At 47.4% G+C, this 17,833-nt stretch carries 14 protein-coding genes; 8 read left to right on the top strand and 6 right to left on the bottom strand.

Going from position 1 to position 17,833, the window contains the following annotated elements; translation table 11 throughout:
- Positions 1-186: 186 nt before the first annotated feature.
- Together H6629_17890 and H6629_17885 are read right to left on the bottom strand one after the other, a co-directional pair.
- Positions 187-4,221, bottom strand: coding sequence for a response regulator (locus tag H6629_17890; protein ID MCB9069660.1), 4,035 nt, complete (start codon positions 4,219-4,221; stop codon positions 187-189).
- A 779-nt stretch (positions 4,222-5,000) separates the two neighbouring features.
- Positions 5,001-5,321: an isoamylase early set domain-containing protein gene (locus H6629_17885; GenBank protein ID MCB9069659.1), complete on the bottom strand. Its 321-nt coding sequence runs from the start codon at positions 5,319-5,321 to the stop codon at positions 5,001-5,003.
- Between the two features lie 263 nt (positions 5,322-5,584).
- Between H6629_17885 and H6629_17880 the strand changes: the two genes are divergently transcribed.
- The 8 genes from H6629_17880 (at position 5,585) to H6629_17845 (ending at position 13,553) form a co-directional block, all read left to right on the top strand.
- Positions 5,585-6,163 carry a cob(I)yrinic acid a,c-diamide adenosyltransferase gene (locus tag H6629_17880; GenBank protein ID MCB9069658.1) on the top strand — a complete coding sequence of 193 codons (579 nt, stop codon included), beginning with the start codon at positions 5,585-5,587 and terminating at the stop codon, positions 6,161-6,163.
- Positions 6,164-6,254: 91 nt separating this feature from the next.
- On the top strand, positions 6,255-7,337 hold the full coding sequence (gene serC, locus H6629_17875; protein ID MCB9069657.1) for a 3-phosphoserine/phosphohydroxythreonine transaminase: 1,083 nt from the start codon (positions 6,255-6,257) through the stop codon (positions 7,335-7,337).
- 39 nt (positions 7,338-7,376) lie between these two features.
- Positions 7,377-8,513 carry an iron-containing alcohol dehydrogenase gene (locus H6629_17870; GenBank protein ID MCB9069656.1) on the top strand — a complete coding sequence of 379 codons (1,137 nt, stop codon included), beginning with the start codon at positions 7,377-7,379 and terminating at the stop codon, positions 8,511-8,513.
- 26 nt (positions 8,514-8,539) lie between these two features.
- On the top strand, positions 8,540-9,259 hold the full coding sequence (locus tag H6629_17865) for a site-2 protease family protein (protein MCB9069655.1): 720 nt from the start codon (positions 8,540-8,542) through the stop codon (positions 9,257-9,259).
- Positions 9,256-10,407, top strand: a complete 1,152-nt coding sequence (locus H6629_17860) for a PQQ-binding-like beta-propeller repeat protein (GenBank protein ID MCB9069654.1) — start codon at positions 9,256-9,258, stop codon at positions 10,405-10,407. Before H6629_17865 ends, H6629_17860 begins: the two co-directional genes overlap by 4 nt.
- Before the next feature lie 117 nt (positions 10,408-10,524).
- A complete protein-coding gene (locus H6629_17855) occupies positions 10,525-11,100 on the top strand; it encodes an RNA polymerase sigma factor (protein MCB9069653.1) in 576 nt (191 codons plus the stop codon).
- 9 nt (positions 11,101-11,109) lie between these two features.
- A complete protein-coding gene (locus H6629_17850) occupies positions 11,110-11,907 on the top strand; it encodes a hypothetical protein (protein MCB9069652.1) in 798 nt (265 codons plus the stop codon).
- 89 nt (positions 11,908-11,996) lie between these two features.
- Positions 11,997-13,553 (top strand): HEAT repeat domain-containing protein, encoded by a 1,557-nt coding sequence (locus H6629_17845; protein ID MCB9069651.1) that lies wholly within the window; start codon positions 11,997-11,999, stop codon positions 13,551-13,553.
- 1 nt (position 13,554) lies between these two features.
- Here the strand turns inward: H6629_17845 and H6629_17840 are convergent, their stop codons facing one another.
- The 4 genes from H6629_17840 to H6629_17825 all read right to left on the bottom strand — a co-directional run bounded on the left by H6629_17840 (position 13,555) and on the right by H6629_17825 (position 17,783).
- The gene (locus H6629_17840) at positions 13,555-14,235 is read right to left on the bottom strand and encodes a carboxypeptidase regulatory-like domain-containing protein (protein ID MCB9069650.1); all 681 of its coding nucleotides are present in this window, start codon (positions 14,233-14,235) and stop codon (positions 13,555-13,557) included.
- A 244-nt stretch (positions 14,236-14,479) separates the two neighbouring features.
- Positions 14,480-15,286: an SDR family oxidoreductase gene (locus tag H6629_17835; protein MCB9069649.1), complete on the bottom strand. Its 807-nt coding sequence runs from the start codon at positions 15,284-15,286 to the stop codon at positions 14,480-14,482.
- Positions 15,287-15,473: 187 nt separating this feature from the next.
- Entirely contained in the window at positions 15,474-16,430 is a 957-nt protein-coding gene (locus H6629_17830; protein ID MCB9069648.1) for an SDR family oxidoreductase, read from the bottom strand.
- A gap of 42 nt (positions 16,431-16,472) precedes the next feature.
- On the bottom strand, positions 16,473-17,783 hold the full coding sequence (locus H6629_17825; GenBank protein MCB9069647.1) for an NAD(P)-binding domain-containing protein: 1,311 nt from the start codon (positions 17,781-17,783) through the stop codon (positions 16,473-16,475).
- Positions 17,784-17,833: the final 50 nt, after the last annotated feature.

Below are 17,833 nucleotides of genomic sequence, written 5' to 3'. Positions count from 1 at the left end.
GTTGATTGATATTTCTGCCGGTAGTTAATCGATCAAACCGGTCTTTATGTTTGCTGGATAAAATTACAATATTGGGTGGGCAAAAATCTTTTCGATACTGCGCAAAAACTTGTCATTTTCGCGCATTTACGCTAAAAAACAGATTTTTGTGATGAAAAAAATGGTTGTGGCGAGTGGAAAGAGGCGTCAAACGTATCTTCGCCGATAGGCCATTGGCGAAACGCCGAACTGTTTTTTGAACGCACGGGTAAAATTCGCTTGACTGCTGAAACCGACTTCGTAACAAATTTCGGCAACATTTCCGGCATTTTGTTTGAGCAAATCGGCCGCGCGTTGCAGCCGCATTGAGCGGATCAGCTGTCCGGCGGGCTGATCGATCAACGCACCCAATTTCCGGTTGAGCTGCGAAACGCTCATCCCAACGGTTTCTGCCAATTGTTCAACGTAAAACAATTCTTCGCCAATGTGTGCGTCGATCACCGAAATTATTTTTTCGAGAAACAATTTATCTATCGAAGTTGCAGCAACTTCCGTCGGCTTAATGACCGTTGCGTTGCTGAATCGTTCGCGAAGCTGTGATCGCAATTCAATCAGATTTTTCACCCGCACCACTAATTCTTTGGCATCAAACGGTTTGATCAGGTAATCATCTGCGCCGGTTTCAAGTCCGGTGAGTTTGTCTTCCCGGGCAGCGCGGGCGGTAAGCAAAATAACCGGAATGTGGCTGGTGCGCTCATCGGTTTTCAAATGTTTGCAGACGGTGTATCCGTCCATTTTGGGCATCATTAAATCGCTGATGACCAAATCCGGCATGGTTTCCTGCGCCATTGCCACACCCGCTTCGCCATCAACCGCTTCGATGACGCTGAATTCCGGATCGAGATATGTGCGGATGTAAAGGCGCATGTCCGGATTGTCCTCAATGAGCAGCAGCAACGGTTTCGCCGCATTTTGGCTGCCGTTTTCCGGCGCTGTCATCTCGGCAGGGGTGGTGGAATTGTTGCCAAAAAATTCGCCAGAAATATTTGTTTTGGGAAAATTTTCAGTCGGCGTCGGCATAATTTCGACAGCATCCTGTTCAATTTGTCCGAACGGTAATCGCACCGTAAACGCTGAACCTTCTCCCGGTTTGCTGGTCACGGATATGCTGCCGTTGTGCAGTTCAACCAGTTCTTTGGTCAACGCCAGCCCGATGCCGGTGCCTTCATGCGCCCGATTGGGTGAATCGTCCACCTGATAAAATCGATTGAAAATATTTTCCAGCCGATCTGCGGATATGCCTTCACCGGTGTCGCGAATCCGGATGTCGAGGTAGGGTTGGTCCAACTCAGCATCGCTATGCACATCAATGGCAATATCTATTTTGCCATCGTTTGGCGTGAATTTGAATGCATTGGACAACAGGTTGTGGCAGATATTTTCAAATTTTTCCACATCGACTGCCGTATGCAACGATTGATCCGGTAAGTCGATTTTCAGCGTGATATTGCGCATTTCCGCCAGCGATTCGTACGACATCACAATGCCATTCATCAGCGGGATTACATCCACGTTTTGTAAATGGAGCGATAATTTTCCGGCATCGAGCCGCGAGAGGTCGAGCAACTGGTTGATCAACTTCAGTAACCGATTTGCGTTGCGGCGCATCACCTGCAAAATGGTCCGGGATTTATCCGTTTGCACATCTTCCGCCAGTTTTTCCATCGGTCCCAAAATTAACGTTAGCGGTGTACGAAATTCGTGGGAAATATTGGTAAAAAAGCGGGATTTCAGTTTGTCCAGCTCTTTCAGTTTTTCCGATTGTTCCGCAAGCTGTGCGGTTCTTTCCGCGACGATGGCTTCCAATGCCTCCGCCCGTTTTTCCACCAGTGAAACCCGCCAGCGCACCAGCGAAAACAATCCCAGAATCCCTAAAATTGTGTAAATAAAATATGCCAATCCTGTGCGATACCACGGCGGCAAAATGACAAAAACGAATGTTGCTTCCTCGCTGAATTGCTGTTGCAAATTTTGCGATCGCACCCGGAAGCGATAGTTGCCCTCCGGCAAATTGGTGTAATCTTTCTGACTCTCCAATGTCCAGTGCGACCAGTCGGTGTCGAATCCTTCGAGAAAATACTGATAGCGATTCGCTTCCGGTGCAGCGTAGCTAAGTCCGGAAAATTCAATACGTAAGGCGTTGTTTTTGTAGAGCAGTTCGCGCACGGTTCCGGGTTCGGAAATATCCGTTCCGCCAAAAATTAGCGAATCGGTATTGACTGTCACCCGGCGAATCAGCATCGGGAAATCTGTTTGAACATTGGGTGAAATTGACAAATCGTATCGCCGCAATCCCTCATCGTTGCTGATCCAGAGATAGCGATAATCTGCCGACAATTCGCCGCCAATGCCTTTGTCCGGGAACAGCATATAAATTTGCCCATGATCGCGCAAGTCGGCAAATCGGGCGGTGTCCCACACCGTTGTTTGGCGATTGATTGGGTCGATAGTGCCGATTCTGATTTCGCCGTTCTGAATTGCAACAATCCGGTCCACATCGCCCGGAGAGCGTTTTATTTGCACGATATTTAGGGTCGAATCTGCCAGATTGTCAAAATTGGTTGCCGGAATAAATCGATCATCTTCCCATCCGAACAGACCTTTGTTTGTGGAAACCAGCACTTTTCCATCCAGAAAATAGATGCTGCCCAGCATTTTGTCTTGTAATGCCGGTGTTTTTTCGTAACTGGAAATCGTGACGTCCGCTTCCGTTAACTTGTCGAGCGGCACACCGCTGGCGAGCGTGATTTTGCGTAAATTTAAAGGGGAATTTACCACCCAAATATTTCCGTCATCGTCTTCCGCAATGGTGTTCACCATATCTTTAATGCCCGGCAGCATGCCGGCAAACGCCCATTTTCCGGCAGTTTTTTTGAGAAATGCCAGACCAAACTCAGTGCCGACAAAAATAAAATTTGGATGAAATCGCGATTGATACAGCGAATTGGTGTTTTTTTGATAGATCAATTTGCCGCGATTGCCGGAAATTTGATGAACGCCGTTGTGCGAAGCGGAGAACAAATCATCACCGATAGACAGCAGATCCCAGCACTGCGCACCAACATTTTCAACCTCCCGGAATTGCGGCTGCGATTGCACAGAAACTGCCGGTTCCAGATAATAAACGCCGTTGCTGGTGGCTGCATACAAAGTGCCGGTGTGGCGTTCCATCGCCTCTACCGTGCCCTCGATTCCCAACGATTCATCATAAAAAGTGGATTGCGGCGGCAGCGCCACTCGCGCCAGACCATTGTTCATCCCGATCCACAATCCGCCCTGATTGTCGGTATCCATCGACCAAATAGTTTCATCGCGTAAACCGCTGTTTTTATTGAATATATTTTTAATGTTTCCATCCGCATCCGTAATCACGACACCGCCGCTCAACGTTCCCAATGCATACAAATTTGTGCCGGGAATTGAGCATCCGCTGTAAAGCTCGTATTTCGCCAAATACGCATCAACCGCGCTATTTTGGATTTCAAAAGTGCTGCCGTCATATCGCACCAATTTGTTGATCGACGCGCCCAATATGGCGCCTCCATCGGGCGCAGGAGCTACAAAATTGACATATCGGAAACCGGTTGAATTGGGGATGATTTGCAACGAATCGTCTACCATTTTTGCCAAACCCACATCCACGCCGCAATGAGCCATCAGCGTATCCGCAATTGTGAAGCAGCGGAAAAAATTGCTGACCGGAGGGTCCCAAACTTTCATTTCTGAACCATCCCAACGCGCCAGAAAATGGTAGGTCATAAAATAAACGCCATCGGGTGTAATGCGGGTATACCAGACATCGGTGAAGTCGCGGTAATCGGGTGGCAATTTTTCTTTCAGCGAAACGAATTGGGTTGTGCCAACGGAATCGGGTGCGAGATATCCCAAATCACCAATTGCGCCATTAAAAATACGCCCGGTTTTATCCATTGCCATTGAGCGGATTGTGGCATTTTGAGGTGTTTTGATTAATCGCCAATGGACGCCATCGTATTCCAGAACGCCATCCACATTCCCGAAATACATGATGCCGCGCAAATCCTGAACCATTGCCCAGTTTTGCGATGACCCATTGTAATCTTTTGGGCTGAAATTTTGAATATGGGGAATACCGCTCTCGTTAACAAAATCAAACTCTGATTGGGAAAAAGCTGTGGAATAAAATACAATCCATGAAAACACAACAAAAGCGGTAAGTATCCGTTGTACCGGGGATTTACGTTGTCTTTTGTTCTTGCTGAAAAAAGACATCGATAGTATTTCACAATTTAAAATTGGCATCATTTTCAAAAAAAACAGCGCTGATTGACGGGTTATTATTTGCATAAAATACGAATTTTGCCTGTAAGTTGAAATATTTTTCATTCGTGACGTAAAATTTATGGAATGAATCTGACAATCAACATGATTCGGTAGGCACAATTGCAAATATTAATTTTGAGGCATATAAAAAAGGCGTCGTATTCGGACGCCCTTTTGGGATTTACGGCTACAACGTATTTAAATTAAATGTATCTCAGCTTTATTATTTAGCAGGAATTTTCAGATATCTGAAAACGGAAATTTTACAAATCAATGTGGTTTGATATGCATTTGTGAAATTTTGCATACATATTAAATACAGATGATATTGAATGCGGCGTGTAAACAAAAAAGGTCGCTAAACGTGTGAATAGCGACCTTTCTGAATTCTTGCTCCGGAGGAGAGTGTTAAAAAAATTTCTTTGCACAAATAACAACAACTTAAACTGCAATAAAAACAATAGCTTAGGTTTTTGGGTAAAATCTGAGGGATTTGAACCCCGACCTGGTGGTTAACAGCCACTCGCTCTACCACTGAGCTACTCCGGATCGTTTTGTAACAACGGCGCGAAATATATAGTGCCGATCCTGGTTTGTCAATAAAAAAATTACAAAAAAATGGGGAACGATTGTGCCCGTTCCCCATCAAAAATGCAACACTATTTCTTTGCTAATTTCTTTTTTGCAGGTGCTTTGGGGGCAACAACTTCGGCTACGGAATTGCTGGTACCAAATGCGTTCGGCACTGCCGGTGCTTCTTCATCGTTAATCCATTCGCTGTCGTTTACCAGATAGCGAAATTCATGAACACCGCTGGAAACGGTTACATCTGCTTTCCAAACGCCACTGCGTTTTACAAATTTCATCGGGGTTGCATTGCTATCCCAATTGTTGAAATCACCAACAACGGCTACGCTGTCTGCGTTTTGCTTCTCCAGTTGGAAGGTGATTTTCTGATTTTTTGGACTCACTTTGATCATGATATCCTCCATTTGTTTATGTTTAGTAAATGTTATTTACGGACCTCTTTACAACAATCGCGCCAATAGTAATGAATAATTTTTCACAACACAATACTTTTTAACTTTTTTCAAATACGAAATCTGACATCACTAAATTCGGCAATCCTAAAAGATACTGAAATTGATTTTCATTTTTCTGAAAGTCATGTTGAATGTACATTGCAAACCGGTAAAATTATTGAAGCATGAATTTTTCAACTCTTTTGAATTTGGAGCATAAAATGGTCAGGATTACCCGTGTATATACCAAAACCGGCGATGAAGGAATGACAAGTTTGGCCGGCGGTCAACGCGTTGAAAAAACCGCGCCGAGAATTGTCGCATATGGAACCATTGATGAATTGAATGCTCATCTCGGTTTAGTTGCGGAGGGTTTGCGAGATGCAACCGGCGATTTGGCAATCATCCGCGAAAAGGTGCTCCGGATTCAAAATGAGTTGTTTGATCTGGGTTCACAATTGGCGGTGTTGCCGGAAGACCGCCGGGAAAATACGCCGGTAATTCACGATCCGGACGTCCGGCGCCTCGAAACGGAGATGGATGAAATGAACACCGATCTGCCATCCCTGAAGTCCTTTATTTTGCCGGGTGGAGGAGAGGTTTCCGCCAGAATTCATGTGGCACGAACGGTTTGCCGGAGGGCGGAACGCGAGCTTTATCACGTGTTGCAGGCGGAGCCGCTGGACGGCACAGAACTGCCCTATCTGAACCGTTTGAGCGATTGGTTGTTTGTTGCCGGACGCTATGTTGCGGCAAAATCGGGCGTCGAAGAAACGCTGTGGAAACCCGGAAAGCGCTGACGCTGCGTAAAATATATCTGGCAAGCGCCGTTACGCAGTGTTAATTTAGCACGGTCGAAATAATCCCAAAAAACAGCAGAACGGAGGCCATATTATGCAACGAATTTTCAATTTTAGCGCCGGACCGGCAACGCTGCCGCTACCCGTTTTACATCAGGTTCAGGAAGAGCTGGTTAATTTTCGCGGGCAGGGCATGTCATTAATGGAAATGAGCCACAGGTCCAAAACATTTGATGAAGTATTGAACGAAGCAGCATCGCTGATTCTCGATATTATGGGATTCTCCGATGATTACCAGGTTGTGTTTATGCAGGGCGGCGCCACCGGACAGTTTGCCGCCGTTCCGCTGAATTTATCTGTCGATGGCAGAGTCGGGGAATATGTTGACAGCGGTTCGTGGGCGATAAAAGCCTATAAAGAAGCAGTGCAACTTGGCAAACCTGCTCGGGTTGTCGCATCATCCAAATCCAGTAATCACAACCACATACCTACCGATTTTAAAGCAGGTTCGGATGCCGCATATTTGCATATCTGCTCCAACAACACCATTTTCGGCACCCAGTTCCAAGATTATCCGGATACGGGTGATGTGCCGTTGATTGCCGATATGTCATCCGATTTATATTGCCGCAGGTTCGATCCCAAAAAATTTGCCCTGATTTATGCAGGTGCACAAAAAAATGCAGGTCCTGCAGGTGTTACCATTACGATTATCCGCAAAGATTTACTGGATCGTTGCCCGTCAAATATCCCCACGGTTTTCAATTACAAAACCATCGCCGAAGGCAATTCCATGTATAATACGCCGCCGACTTTCCCGATTTATGTGGTCGGTTTGGTGATGAAATGGATCAAAAGCCAGGGTGGCATCGATAAAATTGAAAGCGCCAATCGCAAAAAAGCCGGTTTGTTATACGATGCACTGGATGCCGGTGATTTTTACAAACCGCATGCACAGAAAAACAGCCGCTCGCTGATGAACATAACCTGGCGGTTGCCAAACGAAGACCTCGAGAAAAAATTTGTTGCGGAAGCAACCGCGCAACACATGTCCGGACTCAAAGGGCATCGCTCAGTCGGAGGAATTCGTGCATCAATTTACAACGCAATGCCCACAGAAGGCGTGCAAACGCTCGTTGCATTTATGAAAGAATTTGAACGCACCAACGGATAACCGGATGCCAACTATTGCGGAAAATTGATGTTATTGAATATGAATTTATTTGAATTTCGACCCACAATACAGGTTGTTTTTGGAACTAACGCGCTGGCAAAACTGGGCGATTTGGTAAAATCGCTCGGTGGCCGGCATGTGCTGATCGTTACGGATGCGGGAATTGTCGCATCCGGAATTACCGATAAAGCATTGAATATATTGCACCAATCAAATATCTCCACGAATGTGTTTGAGGATGTTAACGAAAACCCAACCGATGCACAGGTGAAAGCCGCCGCAGCTGTTGTTCAATCCGGCGGATTGCCGGATGTCATCATCGCACTTGGTGGCGGCAGTTCGATGGACTGTGCCAAAGGCATCAATTTTTTGGTGACGAACGGCGGTCAAATGGCAGATTATTGGGGATTTGGCAAAGCTACCCAGCCAATGTTGCCGTCAATCGGCATCCCGACAACCGCGGGAACCGGAAGCGAAGCGCAATCTTTTGCGCTGATTTCCCGCGCAACCGATCATCGGAAAATGGCTTGCGGCGATCTGAAAGCGCGTTTTCACACGGTTATTTTAGATCCGCTGCTGCTGGCGACGCTGCCAAAACCGGTTGCCGCCGTAACGGTAATGGATGCATTTTCTCATGCTGTGGAAAGCTTTGTGAGCACCAAACGAACCGCTTTTTCCCAAATGTTCGCCAAAGAAGCCTTTCGTTTTATCGACGAACATGCGGAATATTTTTTGAATTCTCCATCCCAAATTACAGCCGCAAGCGCCATGCTGATGGGTGCGCATCTCGCCGGTATGTCTATTGAAAACAGTATGTTGGGTGCTGCTCATGCATTGGCAAATCCGCTAACGGCAACCTACGGCATCACTCACGGCACAGCGGTTGGCATTATGCTGCCGCATGTTGTTCGCTTTAACGCGAGCGAGGTTGCGCCGCTGTATGGGGAACTGATTTTGCACTCCTCGGTAAAATCTGATGCGGTAACATATCTGACAAACCGCATTCATCAATTGCAAGAATGGGGAGATTTACCCGGATCGCTAAATCAGTGCAACGTGCCCGAAACCGATTTGCCGGTGCTCGCAAAACTGGCGGCGGAACAGTGGACCGGACGTTTCAATCCGCGTTCCGTTGATGAACAAACGCTGCTCGATTTATACCGGCAAGCCTGGTAAATTTCCCAAAACAACCTGACATTTCTATGAATTTTATCATTATTGGACTGATTCTCGGCTGTTTAATTTTCGTTCACGAACTCGGGCATTTTTTGGCTGCGCGATGGACGGGCATTCCGGTTGCCCGGTTTTCAGTCGGATTTGGCAAAGCTATTTGGAAAACCCGGCTTGGTGAAACCGAATTCCGGCTGGCGATGCTGCCCATCGGCGGTTATGTGTTGCCGAAGCTGAGCAACGGACAATTGCATCCGCAAGCGCCGGTGTGTCGGCGAATGGTGTTCACAATCGGCGGACCGCTGGCGAATGTGTTGATTTGCATTCCTCTGTTTGCGCTGCTCAACTTGCTCTCCGGCGAATCCGGTTTTTTTGCGCTGATGATTTCGCCGTGGCTGCAAACGTTCAGCACGATGATGGGCATGTTTCAAATGCTGCCCACCCTTTTTTCCAACCCGGAATCGCTGACCAGCGTCATCGGAATTTTTACAGAAGGCAGTCAGGCGCTTTCCGGCGGCTGGAACGCGTTTTTGAGCATCAGCATCATTTTGAGCATCAATTTTGCAGTGCTCAACTTGCTGCCCGTTCCGCCGCTGGACGGCGGTAAATTGTTGCTGTATGCGCTGGAACCGCTGCATCCGGTGATGACACGGCTATCGCTGCCGCTGCATCTCGCCGGGTGGATTGCCATTCTCGGTTTGATGATTTATGCGGTGATGCTCGATATTCATCGATATTTTGGTGGCTCATGAAAAAAACATATCTATCAATAAATATTGCAGTTTATGGGCTGCTGTTTATATGCGCAGCGGCGATTGCTCAATCCGGTTCACCCGAAGTTTCCGCCGCCAACAATGATTGGCCGATGTTTCGGGGCAACGCCCAAATGACCGGCGTGAGCAACGCCGAATTACCTGAACAGCTCGATTTGATCTGGCGATTTCAGACGGACGACGAAATTGTCAGCACCGCCGCCATTGTTGGCGAACGGGTTTTCGTTGCGTCGGCGGATGGGCATTTGTACGCGCTGGATCTGGTATCGGGCGAACAGATTTGGAAATATGCTGCGAATGGGGATATCAAATCGTCGCCGACAGTAGCGGACGGCACCGTTTTTTTTGGTGATGGCGATGGTATGTTGCATGCCGTTTCCGCGGAAAACGGTTCGCTGAAATGGCAATTTCAAACCGAAGGCGAGATTATTTCATCGGTGAACATTTCCGGCGAGTGGCTGGTTTTCGGCGGATACGACCAGTACATCTATTGTTTGAATCGCGAAACCGGCGCATTGCGCTGGCAGTTGGAAACGGAAAATTATGTGCACAGCACCGCCGCAATTTTCGATGAAAATGCCGTTCTCGCCGGATGTGACGGCGTGTTGCGATTGATTAATCTGCAAACCGGCATGCAAACCGATTCGTTGAATCTGGGTGGTTACGTTGCCGCCACCGCCGCCATTGTCGCTGGCGAAGCTTATCTGGGCACATATGATAACCGGGTGTTGGCGATTACGCTGGCGCCGCTGGAAATTCGCTGGGAATACATTCATCCGCAGCGAAAATTTCCATTTTATGCATCTGCTGCAGTTACGGACGAATGGGTGTTCGCCGGCGGGCGGGATAAACTGATTCACGCCATCAACCGCGAAACCGGGCGTGCGCAGTGGACATTCGAAACCCGATCAAAAATCGAGGCGTCGCCGGTTGTTGCCAATGATGATCTCATTTTAGCAACCGAACGTGGCAATATTCATCGCCTCTCGGTGAGCACGGGACAGGAAAAATGGCAATTCACCGCCGGTTCGGCAATTGTTGCATCTCCGGCAATCGCCGCCGGAAAAATGGTGATCGGCACCGGCGATGGCGAAGTGCTCTGTTTTGGCGCAGCCGAAAAAAAATAGTAAATACCGCAACAATCTTTTTTACTGACGTAAACACTCCGCAGCATATGAACGTCTAATTTATGCAAGTTTCATTACGAATGATGGATCATCGTTCGGAGAACCGAGAACCAATGGATGAAATCCCGGGTGCAAAAACTGGTCGCAAAAGCCCAAAAAGGTGATCGAAGCGCTTTTGGGCAGCTTGTGAGCCAATATCAGGAAAAATTATTGTATCTGGGTTACGATTTGATGGGGAATTGGGAAGATGCCCGGGACGCTGCTCAAAATTCATTTGTCAAAGCCTTCGAGAAGTTGCCCGCTTTCGAAGGACGGGCGCATTTTTCAACCTGGTTGTACCGGATAATGGTGAACCAATGCCGGGATTTACAACGAAAAAATTCCCGCGCCCGAATGGATTATTACGAAAATGACGGTTTGGAATTAGCCGCCGAAAATCAGTTGGCATCATCCAAAACCGGTGAAAATGTGATGCAAAAACTGGAGAACACCGAACTGCGTTTCCAACTGGAGCAGGCGATGCAGCAGCTGTCCATCAACCAGCGAACAGCAATTTCGCTGCGTTTCTTCCACGAATATTCCACCACAGAAATCGCCGAAATAATGACGTGCAGCGAAAACACGGTCCGCATTCACATGTTTCGCGGATTGAATAAATTGAAAGAAATTTTACCAAAGATGAACATAAATTGAGCTATTGCAATGGATAAGTTTGAAGAACAATTGATTCGCTACGAAAACGGACAGATGGCGCCAGCGGAAGCTGCTGAATTTGAAACGTTGCTGGCGCAGATCGATACCGATTTGGAAAACAGCGATTGGCGGGAAATCTGCGAGAATTTGCGGATTTACCGGAACGCCGCGCCATCGGAAGAATTGTTGCAATCGTTCCAATCTGCAATGGCGATGGAATTTCCGGTGAACAGAACATCCAGTTTGCAGGCAACCCTGCGGGAAATTTGGGAACGCGTTTTTATCGCACCGACACCGGCGTTCCGGCTGGCAGAATTTGCGGTTGTTCTGGTCATCGGTATTTTTGCCGGTCAGTGGCTACTTTCGCCGCAGCCGGTTTTCACACCATCGCCGGAAGCTGTTTATGCGCCTTCATTTCAACTGCGCGATGTTTCCAGCAAAGAATGGCAGGATCTCAAGATGTTTTTGCTCGACAGCGAAATGCTGTTGTTGGAAATCGATAACATCGCTGATAACGAAACGCCCGACAGCGAGTTTTTGGATATGAATGCCCAAACCAGCAGACGGTTGATGCGGCAGATGCCAATGGCGGAGCAAGTGAGTGTCCGGATGAACGATCTGCTGCTCGTTCGCTACCTCAGCCGGCTGGAAATGTTGCTTTACGAGATCAGTAATATAGAACCGGATGAAGCGGATACCGCTGTGCAAATGCTCAAATCGATGATCCGCGACAGCGATCTGCTCATCGAAGCGCGGCAGTTGCAAATCGCGCTGCGGCAAAATTCCACAGAGGTGCAGTCACTATGATATCGCATAAAAAAATGAGGACAACTATGAACCGGCAACTTGCCCGATTTGCCAGAATTATTTGTTGCGTGATGATTTTTGGGGGAGTAATGGCATCAGCGCAAACCGGCAAAATGGATCAGCGTGCCCGGTATCTGCAAGCCCGCAAACAGTGCATGAAACAGGACTGGCAATCGGCAATTACCGTATATCGAGAAATACTGCAAGATGATCCGTCAGGCGATTATGCAGATGATGCTCAGTTCTGGCTGGCGTTCAGCCTGGAAAAATTGCCCGAAGAACGCGAAGCCGCGTTCGATGCGTATCAACATTTGCGCGAACAATATCCCAACAGCAATTGGGCTGATGACGGATTATTAAACCAGGTGATGCTCGCGGAAGCGTTGGCACGGAGCGGAAATGCAAAATATCACCGGTTTTTGGTGGAGCAACTCGGCAGCCGTTACGATGACGTCCGGCATCAGGCTGCGCTGGCGTTGGGGCGATTGGGTGATCCTGCCGCGTTGCCCGTTTTGCGTGAACTTGTCGCACAGGATGCTTTCGTCGAAATCGCAGATAAGCTCATTAAAAAATTGGAAGATAGCACACCAAAAAATAGTCAGTTGAAAACATTGTCTAGCGACAGCCGTGCCACTCAGAATTTCCAAAAAATCTCAATCGAAAGCGAAGAAGCGCTTTCCGCCATTTCACAAAACAGCGGCATTTCGTTCGAAACCCGGCGATACGAGCAGTATCGCACCATGCTGAAAACCGATGACAGTTGGAATTTTGATGAATTAATTGATTTCGGGATGTGGCATATTTTGGCGCCGGAGCAGTTCCAAAAATATTTTAGCCTCACAACCCGTTCCGATCGCGAAAAATGGTTGGATAATTATTGGAAAAGCATCGATCCTTCTCCGGCCACAGCCAAAAATGAAGCGCGTGATGCTTTCGAAGCTCGCGTGCGATTCGCCCGGTCGCATTTTTACGAATATTGGGATAATCTGGAAACCAAATATTTGCAGGATCAATATATTCGCAGCGGATCGCCGCATGCGCCGTGGGATGCCCGGGGCGAGCTGTACATCAAATTTGGTGAGCCGGATTATCGCTCAAACATTGCCTGGCATACCGAAAATTGGCAATATACCCGCCACAATCTGGATTTGATGGTAAAGCAATACGTTACAAATATTTACGGCAACGCGATAACCGCCACAACCATCTCCAATCGCCAAATGCAGCGCCGTTTTGACCGACAGTTGGACAAAGAGCGAATGGAGGCGCGATACATTTACACACCCATGTTCGATTTTGCCAACGATGACGCGTGGAACGAACTGAATGGGGTTAAATTTGATGAATCGCTGAACGGCAATTTGGTGCGCATCGAATATTCGTTGCCGGAAAAAGAAGTGCGCACAGACGCCAAAGGTAATTTCAGCTATTCGCGTACCTACGTTTTGTTTGATGACGATATGCAGGAAATCCGGCGAGAATCCGCAAGTTTTGATCAACAATCGACCGGTTTATCCAACAACCGGGTTGGCGAAGTGCTGACCATGCAGCTTCAGCCGGGAAAATATAAATTATTGCTGCGGATAGAAGTGCCGCATTTGCAAAAATTGGGCAAATATCAATTTGATATCACGGTAGGTTTTTGAGCTAATTTGTATCGAACAGAAAAATCTGGTTTTTTACAAAACCTTCGTTATCGCGGGCAATTACGCGCATTTTTGAAAAAAGCAATATGCCGTTGTCATATTCGATGACGGTTTCGTAACGTGCTGTTTTTTCGTTGATTACCTGCGTTCTGATTAATGGATATTCCAGCCACAACAGCTTGTTCGAATTCGGAAATGCTCCCAAAAACGCCACCAAAACCGTCACCGTATCAACAGACGAAATACCCTGATAATCCAAAATTGTTGCCCGGGCGATTGCCGGCTCAACCAGTTCTGCAGAAACCACAACAGGTGCACCATAATCCAGAATATATTTGGCTTGATTCAAATTGGGGAAAACAACAATTGTCGTGTCCAACGGATAATATTCATCGGCGGTAATCCGGACGTTATACGATCGGTTAAATGACTCGTCGCCGCCTAAAATAAAATTCAACAAATATTCGCCGTTGCTTTCGGTTTCAGCGAATTGATTATCGATGATAATTTGAGCATTATCAACAGCTTGACCCGTGTATAAATTGGTGATCGTTCCGCTAATTTGCGCCACTTTTGCCGGGCTTTCTGCGGTGAAATTATAACTCAAATATCGATCGGAATCGCAGCTGACAAACCATCCACTTAAGTTGAGCAAAACAAACAGTATCAAAATTTTTGACATTCCCACCTCTGTTTTTCGAGCTGATGTTATGCGGTCACACAATTGTGGTTCACACAATTGCGAACCCAACAATAGCAAACGTATTGTTGGTAAGGAACTCGCACATACGTTCCGAAACGTCTGAATATTTTCAAACTGTCTGAACATGATGCACAACATCTGTTACAAGTTCATATTTGTATTGGAAGATACGATTTTAAAATCACAGAAAACATTCCCTAAAAAGGGCATTTTAGATAAGATTTTACGGTGGAAAAAATTCGTGGCGGAGTTTTTTGCGCATTTCCCGTTCGTAAAATTTGGGGAACAGCCTGCCAATCCAATACGCCAATTTGCCGACGGTGGAAAGCACCAGCAGCCGTTTTTCTTTGCGAATGCCGTTGATTATTGCATTGGCAACATCCGCCGGTTGATGGATTTTTCCGGTGGTTGACCACTGCCGTTTTGTGATGCTGCCATCGCCGGAAAGCGCCCGGTTTTCGATACCCGTTGCGGTAAACCCCGGACAAACCAGCAAAATTTTTACGCCATCATCGATCAGCTCCGTACGCAGCGATTCGAAAAATCCGTGCAGCGCGTATTTGCTGGCGCTGTAACCGGTTCGACCCAATAACGGTGTAAATCCGGCAATACTGCTGGTTACGACAATTGTTCCTTTGGATTGTCTGAGGTAGGGGAGTGCCGCTTTGGTGCAGTTGACTGCGCCGAAATAATTCACAGCCATCACTTTTTCGAGCACTTCAATTTGGGTTTCCGAAAACAGGCTGCGATGGGTGATGCCTGCGTTGTTCATCAAAATATCGATACCGCCGAAATGCGCGGCCAGCTGCTCGATGGCGATTTGGCAGGCTGCCGCGTCGCGAATGTCGCAACTCGCGAACGCCGTTTTAATTCCGGAAGCCGTCAATTCTTCGGCAAAATCGCGGAGTGAGTTTTCATCCACATCCAGCATCGCGATGGCTGCACCGGCTTCGCCCAACGCACGGCAAAACGCGCGTCCCATTCCGCCCGTTGCACCGGTGATCAACACTGTCTTCCCGGAAATTTCCATCAATCGCTCGATTTTTTGTGATGAATTTTCACAAATGACTCAAAATATTTTGTGTTTGAATATTGCTCCAAAGCGGGAGCGTTAGAACGAGGTTACATCTTTTTGTCATTCCTGCGAAGGCAGGAATCTCAATTAAAATATTATGTTTAAAACCCGTTTTATCGTGCAATTTCGTGGCAAAAAATGGTTATCGATTCGCCAAAAAATATTCGAAAACTTCCCGGCTGGTTTTCTGCGGAATGTAGCCGAATTCGGATTTCAGGTGCTGATTGTCCAGCACCGGGCGATAGCGGATGAAATTGACCTGTTCCGGTCCGTATTGGGTTAAGTTCAATATTTTCAAAGCTAAAAGCACGGATTTTACCAACGAAACGGGCAGCGAAACATACGGTTTCCCCAAAATTTTTGCGATCTCCGGCATGCTCAGTGTGCCGTCACCGGCGAGGTTGAAAATGCCGGATTTTCCGTTACGGATGCCATCAAGAATGACTGCCGCAACATCTTCATCCCAGATAAACACAAACGGCGAATCTGCGCCGCGCAGCCCCAAAACTACCGGTTTTTTGAATAAATCGGTGATCTGGTTGTTCACATTTGCGCCCAAAATCGTGCCCGGGCGAAAAATCAGTTGCCGCAGTTGCGGGTGTTTGGCGCGGAATTCCGCGAGCATTTCCTCGATTTGCCGTTTGTGATCGGAATAGGCAAATTCCGGATTGCCGCGCAATGGCGCGGTTTCATCCAGCCAATCGGGATTGTCCGGGTGATAGCCATATGCCGCCCCGCTGCTGGTGACGATAAACTGGCGCACATTCGCCGCAACGCAGGCATCGAGCAGGTTGCCCGTGCCGTTCACTTCCACATCGTGCAGAAATTCGCGGCTCATCGATTTCGCTGGTGAAACAATCGCGGCGAGATGCACTACCACGTCAATTTGATGTTTGCGCAGATAATCGCCAATTTTTTTCGAACGAATATCATCCGCGATGTAGTTGATTTCGCTAAACTTACGATCCGCAGAAGGTTCCCGTAAATCCAGCCCGACAACCGTGCCGAATTCGTCCCGGCTGTCAGCGATTTGTTCGCAAACGATACTGCCGATGTAACCGGCCGCGCCGGTGATTAAAATGTTGGGTTTTCTATCCATAAATTGACATTGGCTGAATTAATTGTGTGGTTTTTGGGTGCGTTATTTTCGGCGATATTTTCTGATTTCCCGCTCGATTTCCTGAAAATACGACCAAAAATCAACCTGAATGGTGTGGCGCGGAGAATTGACATAGCGTTTTTCCAGTTTCCGGCGATCTGCTTCGATGGATTTTTTCATTACCGGAATTGGCGGTAAATAGATGCTGCCACTGAGCAATCCGGCAATCCATTTGGATTGTTGTTCCGCCAGCGGCATAATAGCGCCCAATGGCTGAATCAATCCCAAAAAATACAGATTCGGCAAATCCGGGTGAATGACTTTTCGATAAAGGTGAACGCGATTGCCGGTCACATCGATCAAGCCGGGATCAAAAAATGGGAATGAAATCTGATATCCGGTTCCGTAAATAATCGCATCGAACGGTTCACTGGTGTTGTCTTCAAATTCAACAAAATCACCCTGAAGTTTGCGAATATTTGGTTTTATTTTTACACGTCCGTGCCCGACATACGCCAAAAATTCCTGGTTCAACGTTGGATGTTCTTGCATCATTTTCTGCTTCGGACGCGGCAAGCCGTATCGCTCCTGATTTCCGACAGTCAAAAAAGTAAGCAGCCGGAACGCCTGTCGCCGCAGCGGAATCGGCAGGAAGCGTTCGAGCAGCGGATGGGTCCACTGATCTGTCGGGCGACCGAGCAAATACTTTGGGACAATGTGGGCGCTGCGCCGGGTGGACAGATGCACGGATTTGGCAATCCGGCATAAATCTATCGCGATATCGCATGCCGAATTGCCGATGCCGACAATCAACACCCGTTTGTTCTCGAATCCGTCTGCCGTTTTGTAATGATGAGAATGCAGGGTTTGTCCGTTGAAATTGCCGGGAAAATCCGGGATTTGCGGTTGCCAGTGGTGCCCATTGGCAATCACCACCGCATCGTATCGCCGGGTTTCTCCGCTTGAAAGCGTCACGTCCCATTTCCGGTTCGCCGCCGGCGCGATTTTCACAACTTCTGTGTTGAACGTGATGTGCTGTCGCAATTCAAAATGGGCGATGTAACTTTCGAAATAACGTAACACGTCGCTATGGTGTCCGTAATCCGGAAAATCTTCCGGCATCGGAAAATCTGAATATTGCATGTTCCATTTACTGGAAATGATGTGCAGTGAGCGGTAGGCGGATGAAAGACCGTTGTCGTTGTTGTAACGCCAGTTTCCACCGATATCAGAGCCTTTTTCGAAACAATCAAATTTAAGCCCGTTGGCTTTGAAATATTTGACGGCTACAATTCCTGAAGAACCGGCACCGACAATACAGATTTTTTGTTCAGCGGAACCTGTTTTGTTCATTCAATAATTTATCATAAAAATCGGATATCGCAAGGCAGGCGGGAATCGGA

Source organism: Calditrichia bacterium, from assembly GCA_020634975.1.
In the GTDB taxonomy this organism is placed as follows: domain Bacteria; phylum Calditrichota; class Calditrichia; order RBG-13-44-9; family J075; genus JACKAQ01.
Note: the sequence above shows the minus strand (reverse complement) of the source record. Positions and strands in the feature narration are given on the sequence as shown.

Bases quoted from the DNA above. Each gene is read 5' to 3' on its own strand.
- H6629_17885 (MCB9069659.1), bottom strand. From the start codon at position 5,321: ATGATCAAAGTGAGTCCAAAAAATCAGAAAATCACCTTCCAACTGGAG.
- H6629_17880 (MCB9069658.1), top strand. From the start codon at position 5,585: ATGGTCAGGATTACCCGTGTATATACCAAAACCGGCGATGAAGGAATG.
- H6629_17870 (MCB9069656.1), top strand. From the start codon at position 7,377: ATGAATTTATTTGAATTTCGACCCACAATACAGGTTGTTTTTGGAACT.
- H6629_17865 (MCB9069655.1), top strand. From the start codon at position 8,540: ATGAATTTTATCATTATTGGACTGATTCTCGGCTGTTTAATTTTCGTT.
- H6629_17860 (MCB9069654.1), top strand. From the start codon at position 9,256: ATGAAAAAAACATATCTATCAATAAATATTGCAGTTTATGGGCTGCTG.
- H6629_17855 (MCB9069653.1), top strand. From the start codon at position 10,525: ATGAAATCCCGGGTGCAAAAACTGGTCGCAAAAGCCCAAAAAGGTGAT.
- H6629_17850 (MCB9069652.1), top strand. From the start codon at position 11,110: ATGGATAAGTTTGAAGAACAATTGATTCGCTACGAAAACGGACAGATG.
- H6629_17845 (MCB9069651.1), top strand. From the start codon at position 11,997: ATGGCATCAGCGCAAACCGGCAAAATGGATCAGCGTGCCCGGTATCTG.
- H6629_17840 (MCB9069650.1), bottom strand. From the start codon at position 14,235: ATGTCAAAAATTTTGATACTGTTTGTTTTGCTCAACTTAAGTGGATGG.
- H6629_17835 (MCB9069649.1), bottom strand. From the start codon at position 15,286: ATGGAAATTTCCGGGAAGACAGTGTTGATCACCGGTGCAACGGGCGGA.
- H6629_17830 (MCB9069648.1), bottom strand. From the start codon at position 16,430: ATGGATAGAAAACCCAACATTTTAATCACCGGCGCGGCCGGTTACATC.
- H6629_17825 (MCB9069647.1), bottom strand. From the start codon at position 17,783: ATGAACAAAACAGGTTCCGCTGAACAAAAAATCTGTATTGTCGGTGCC.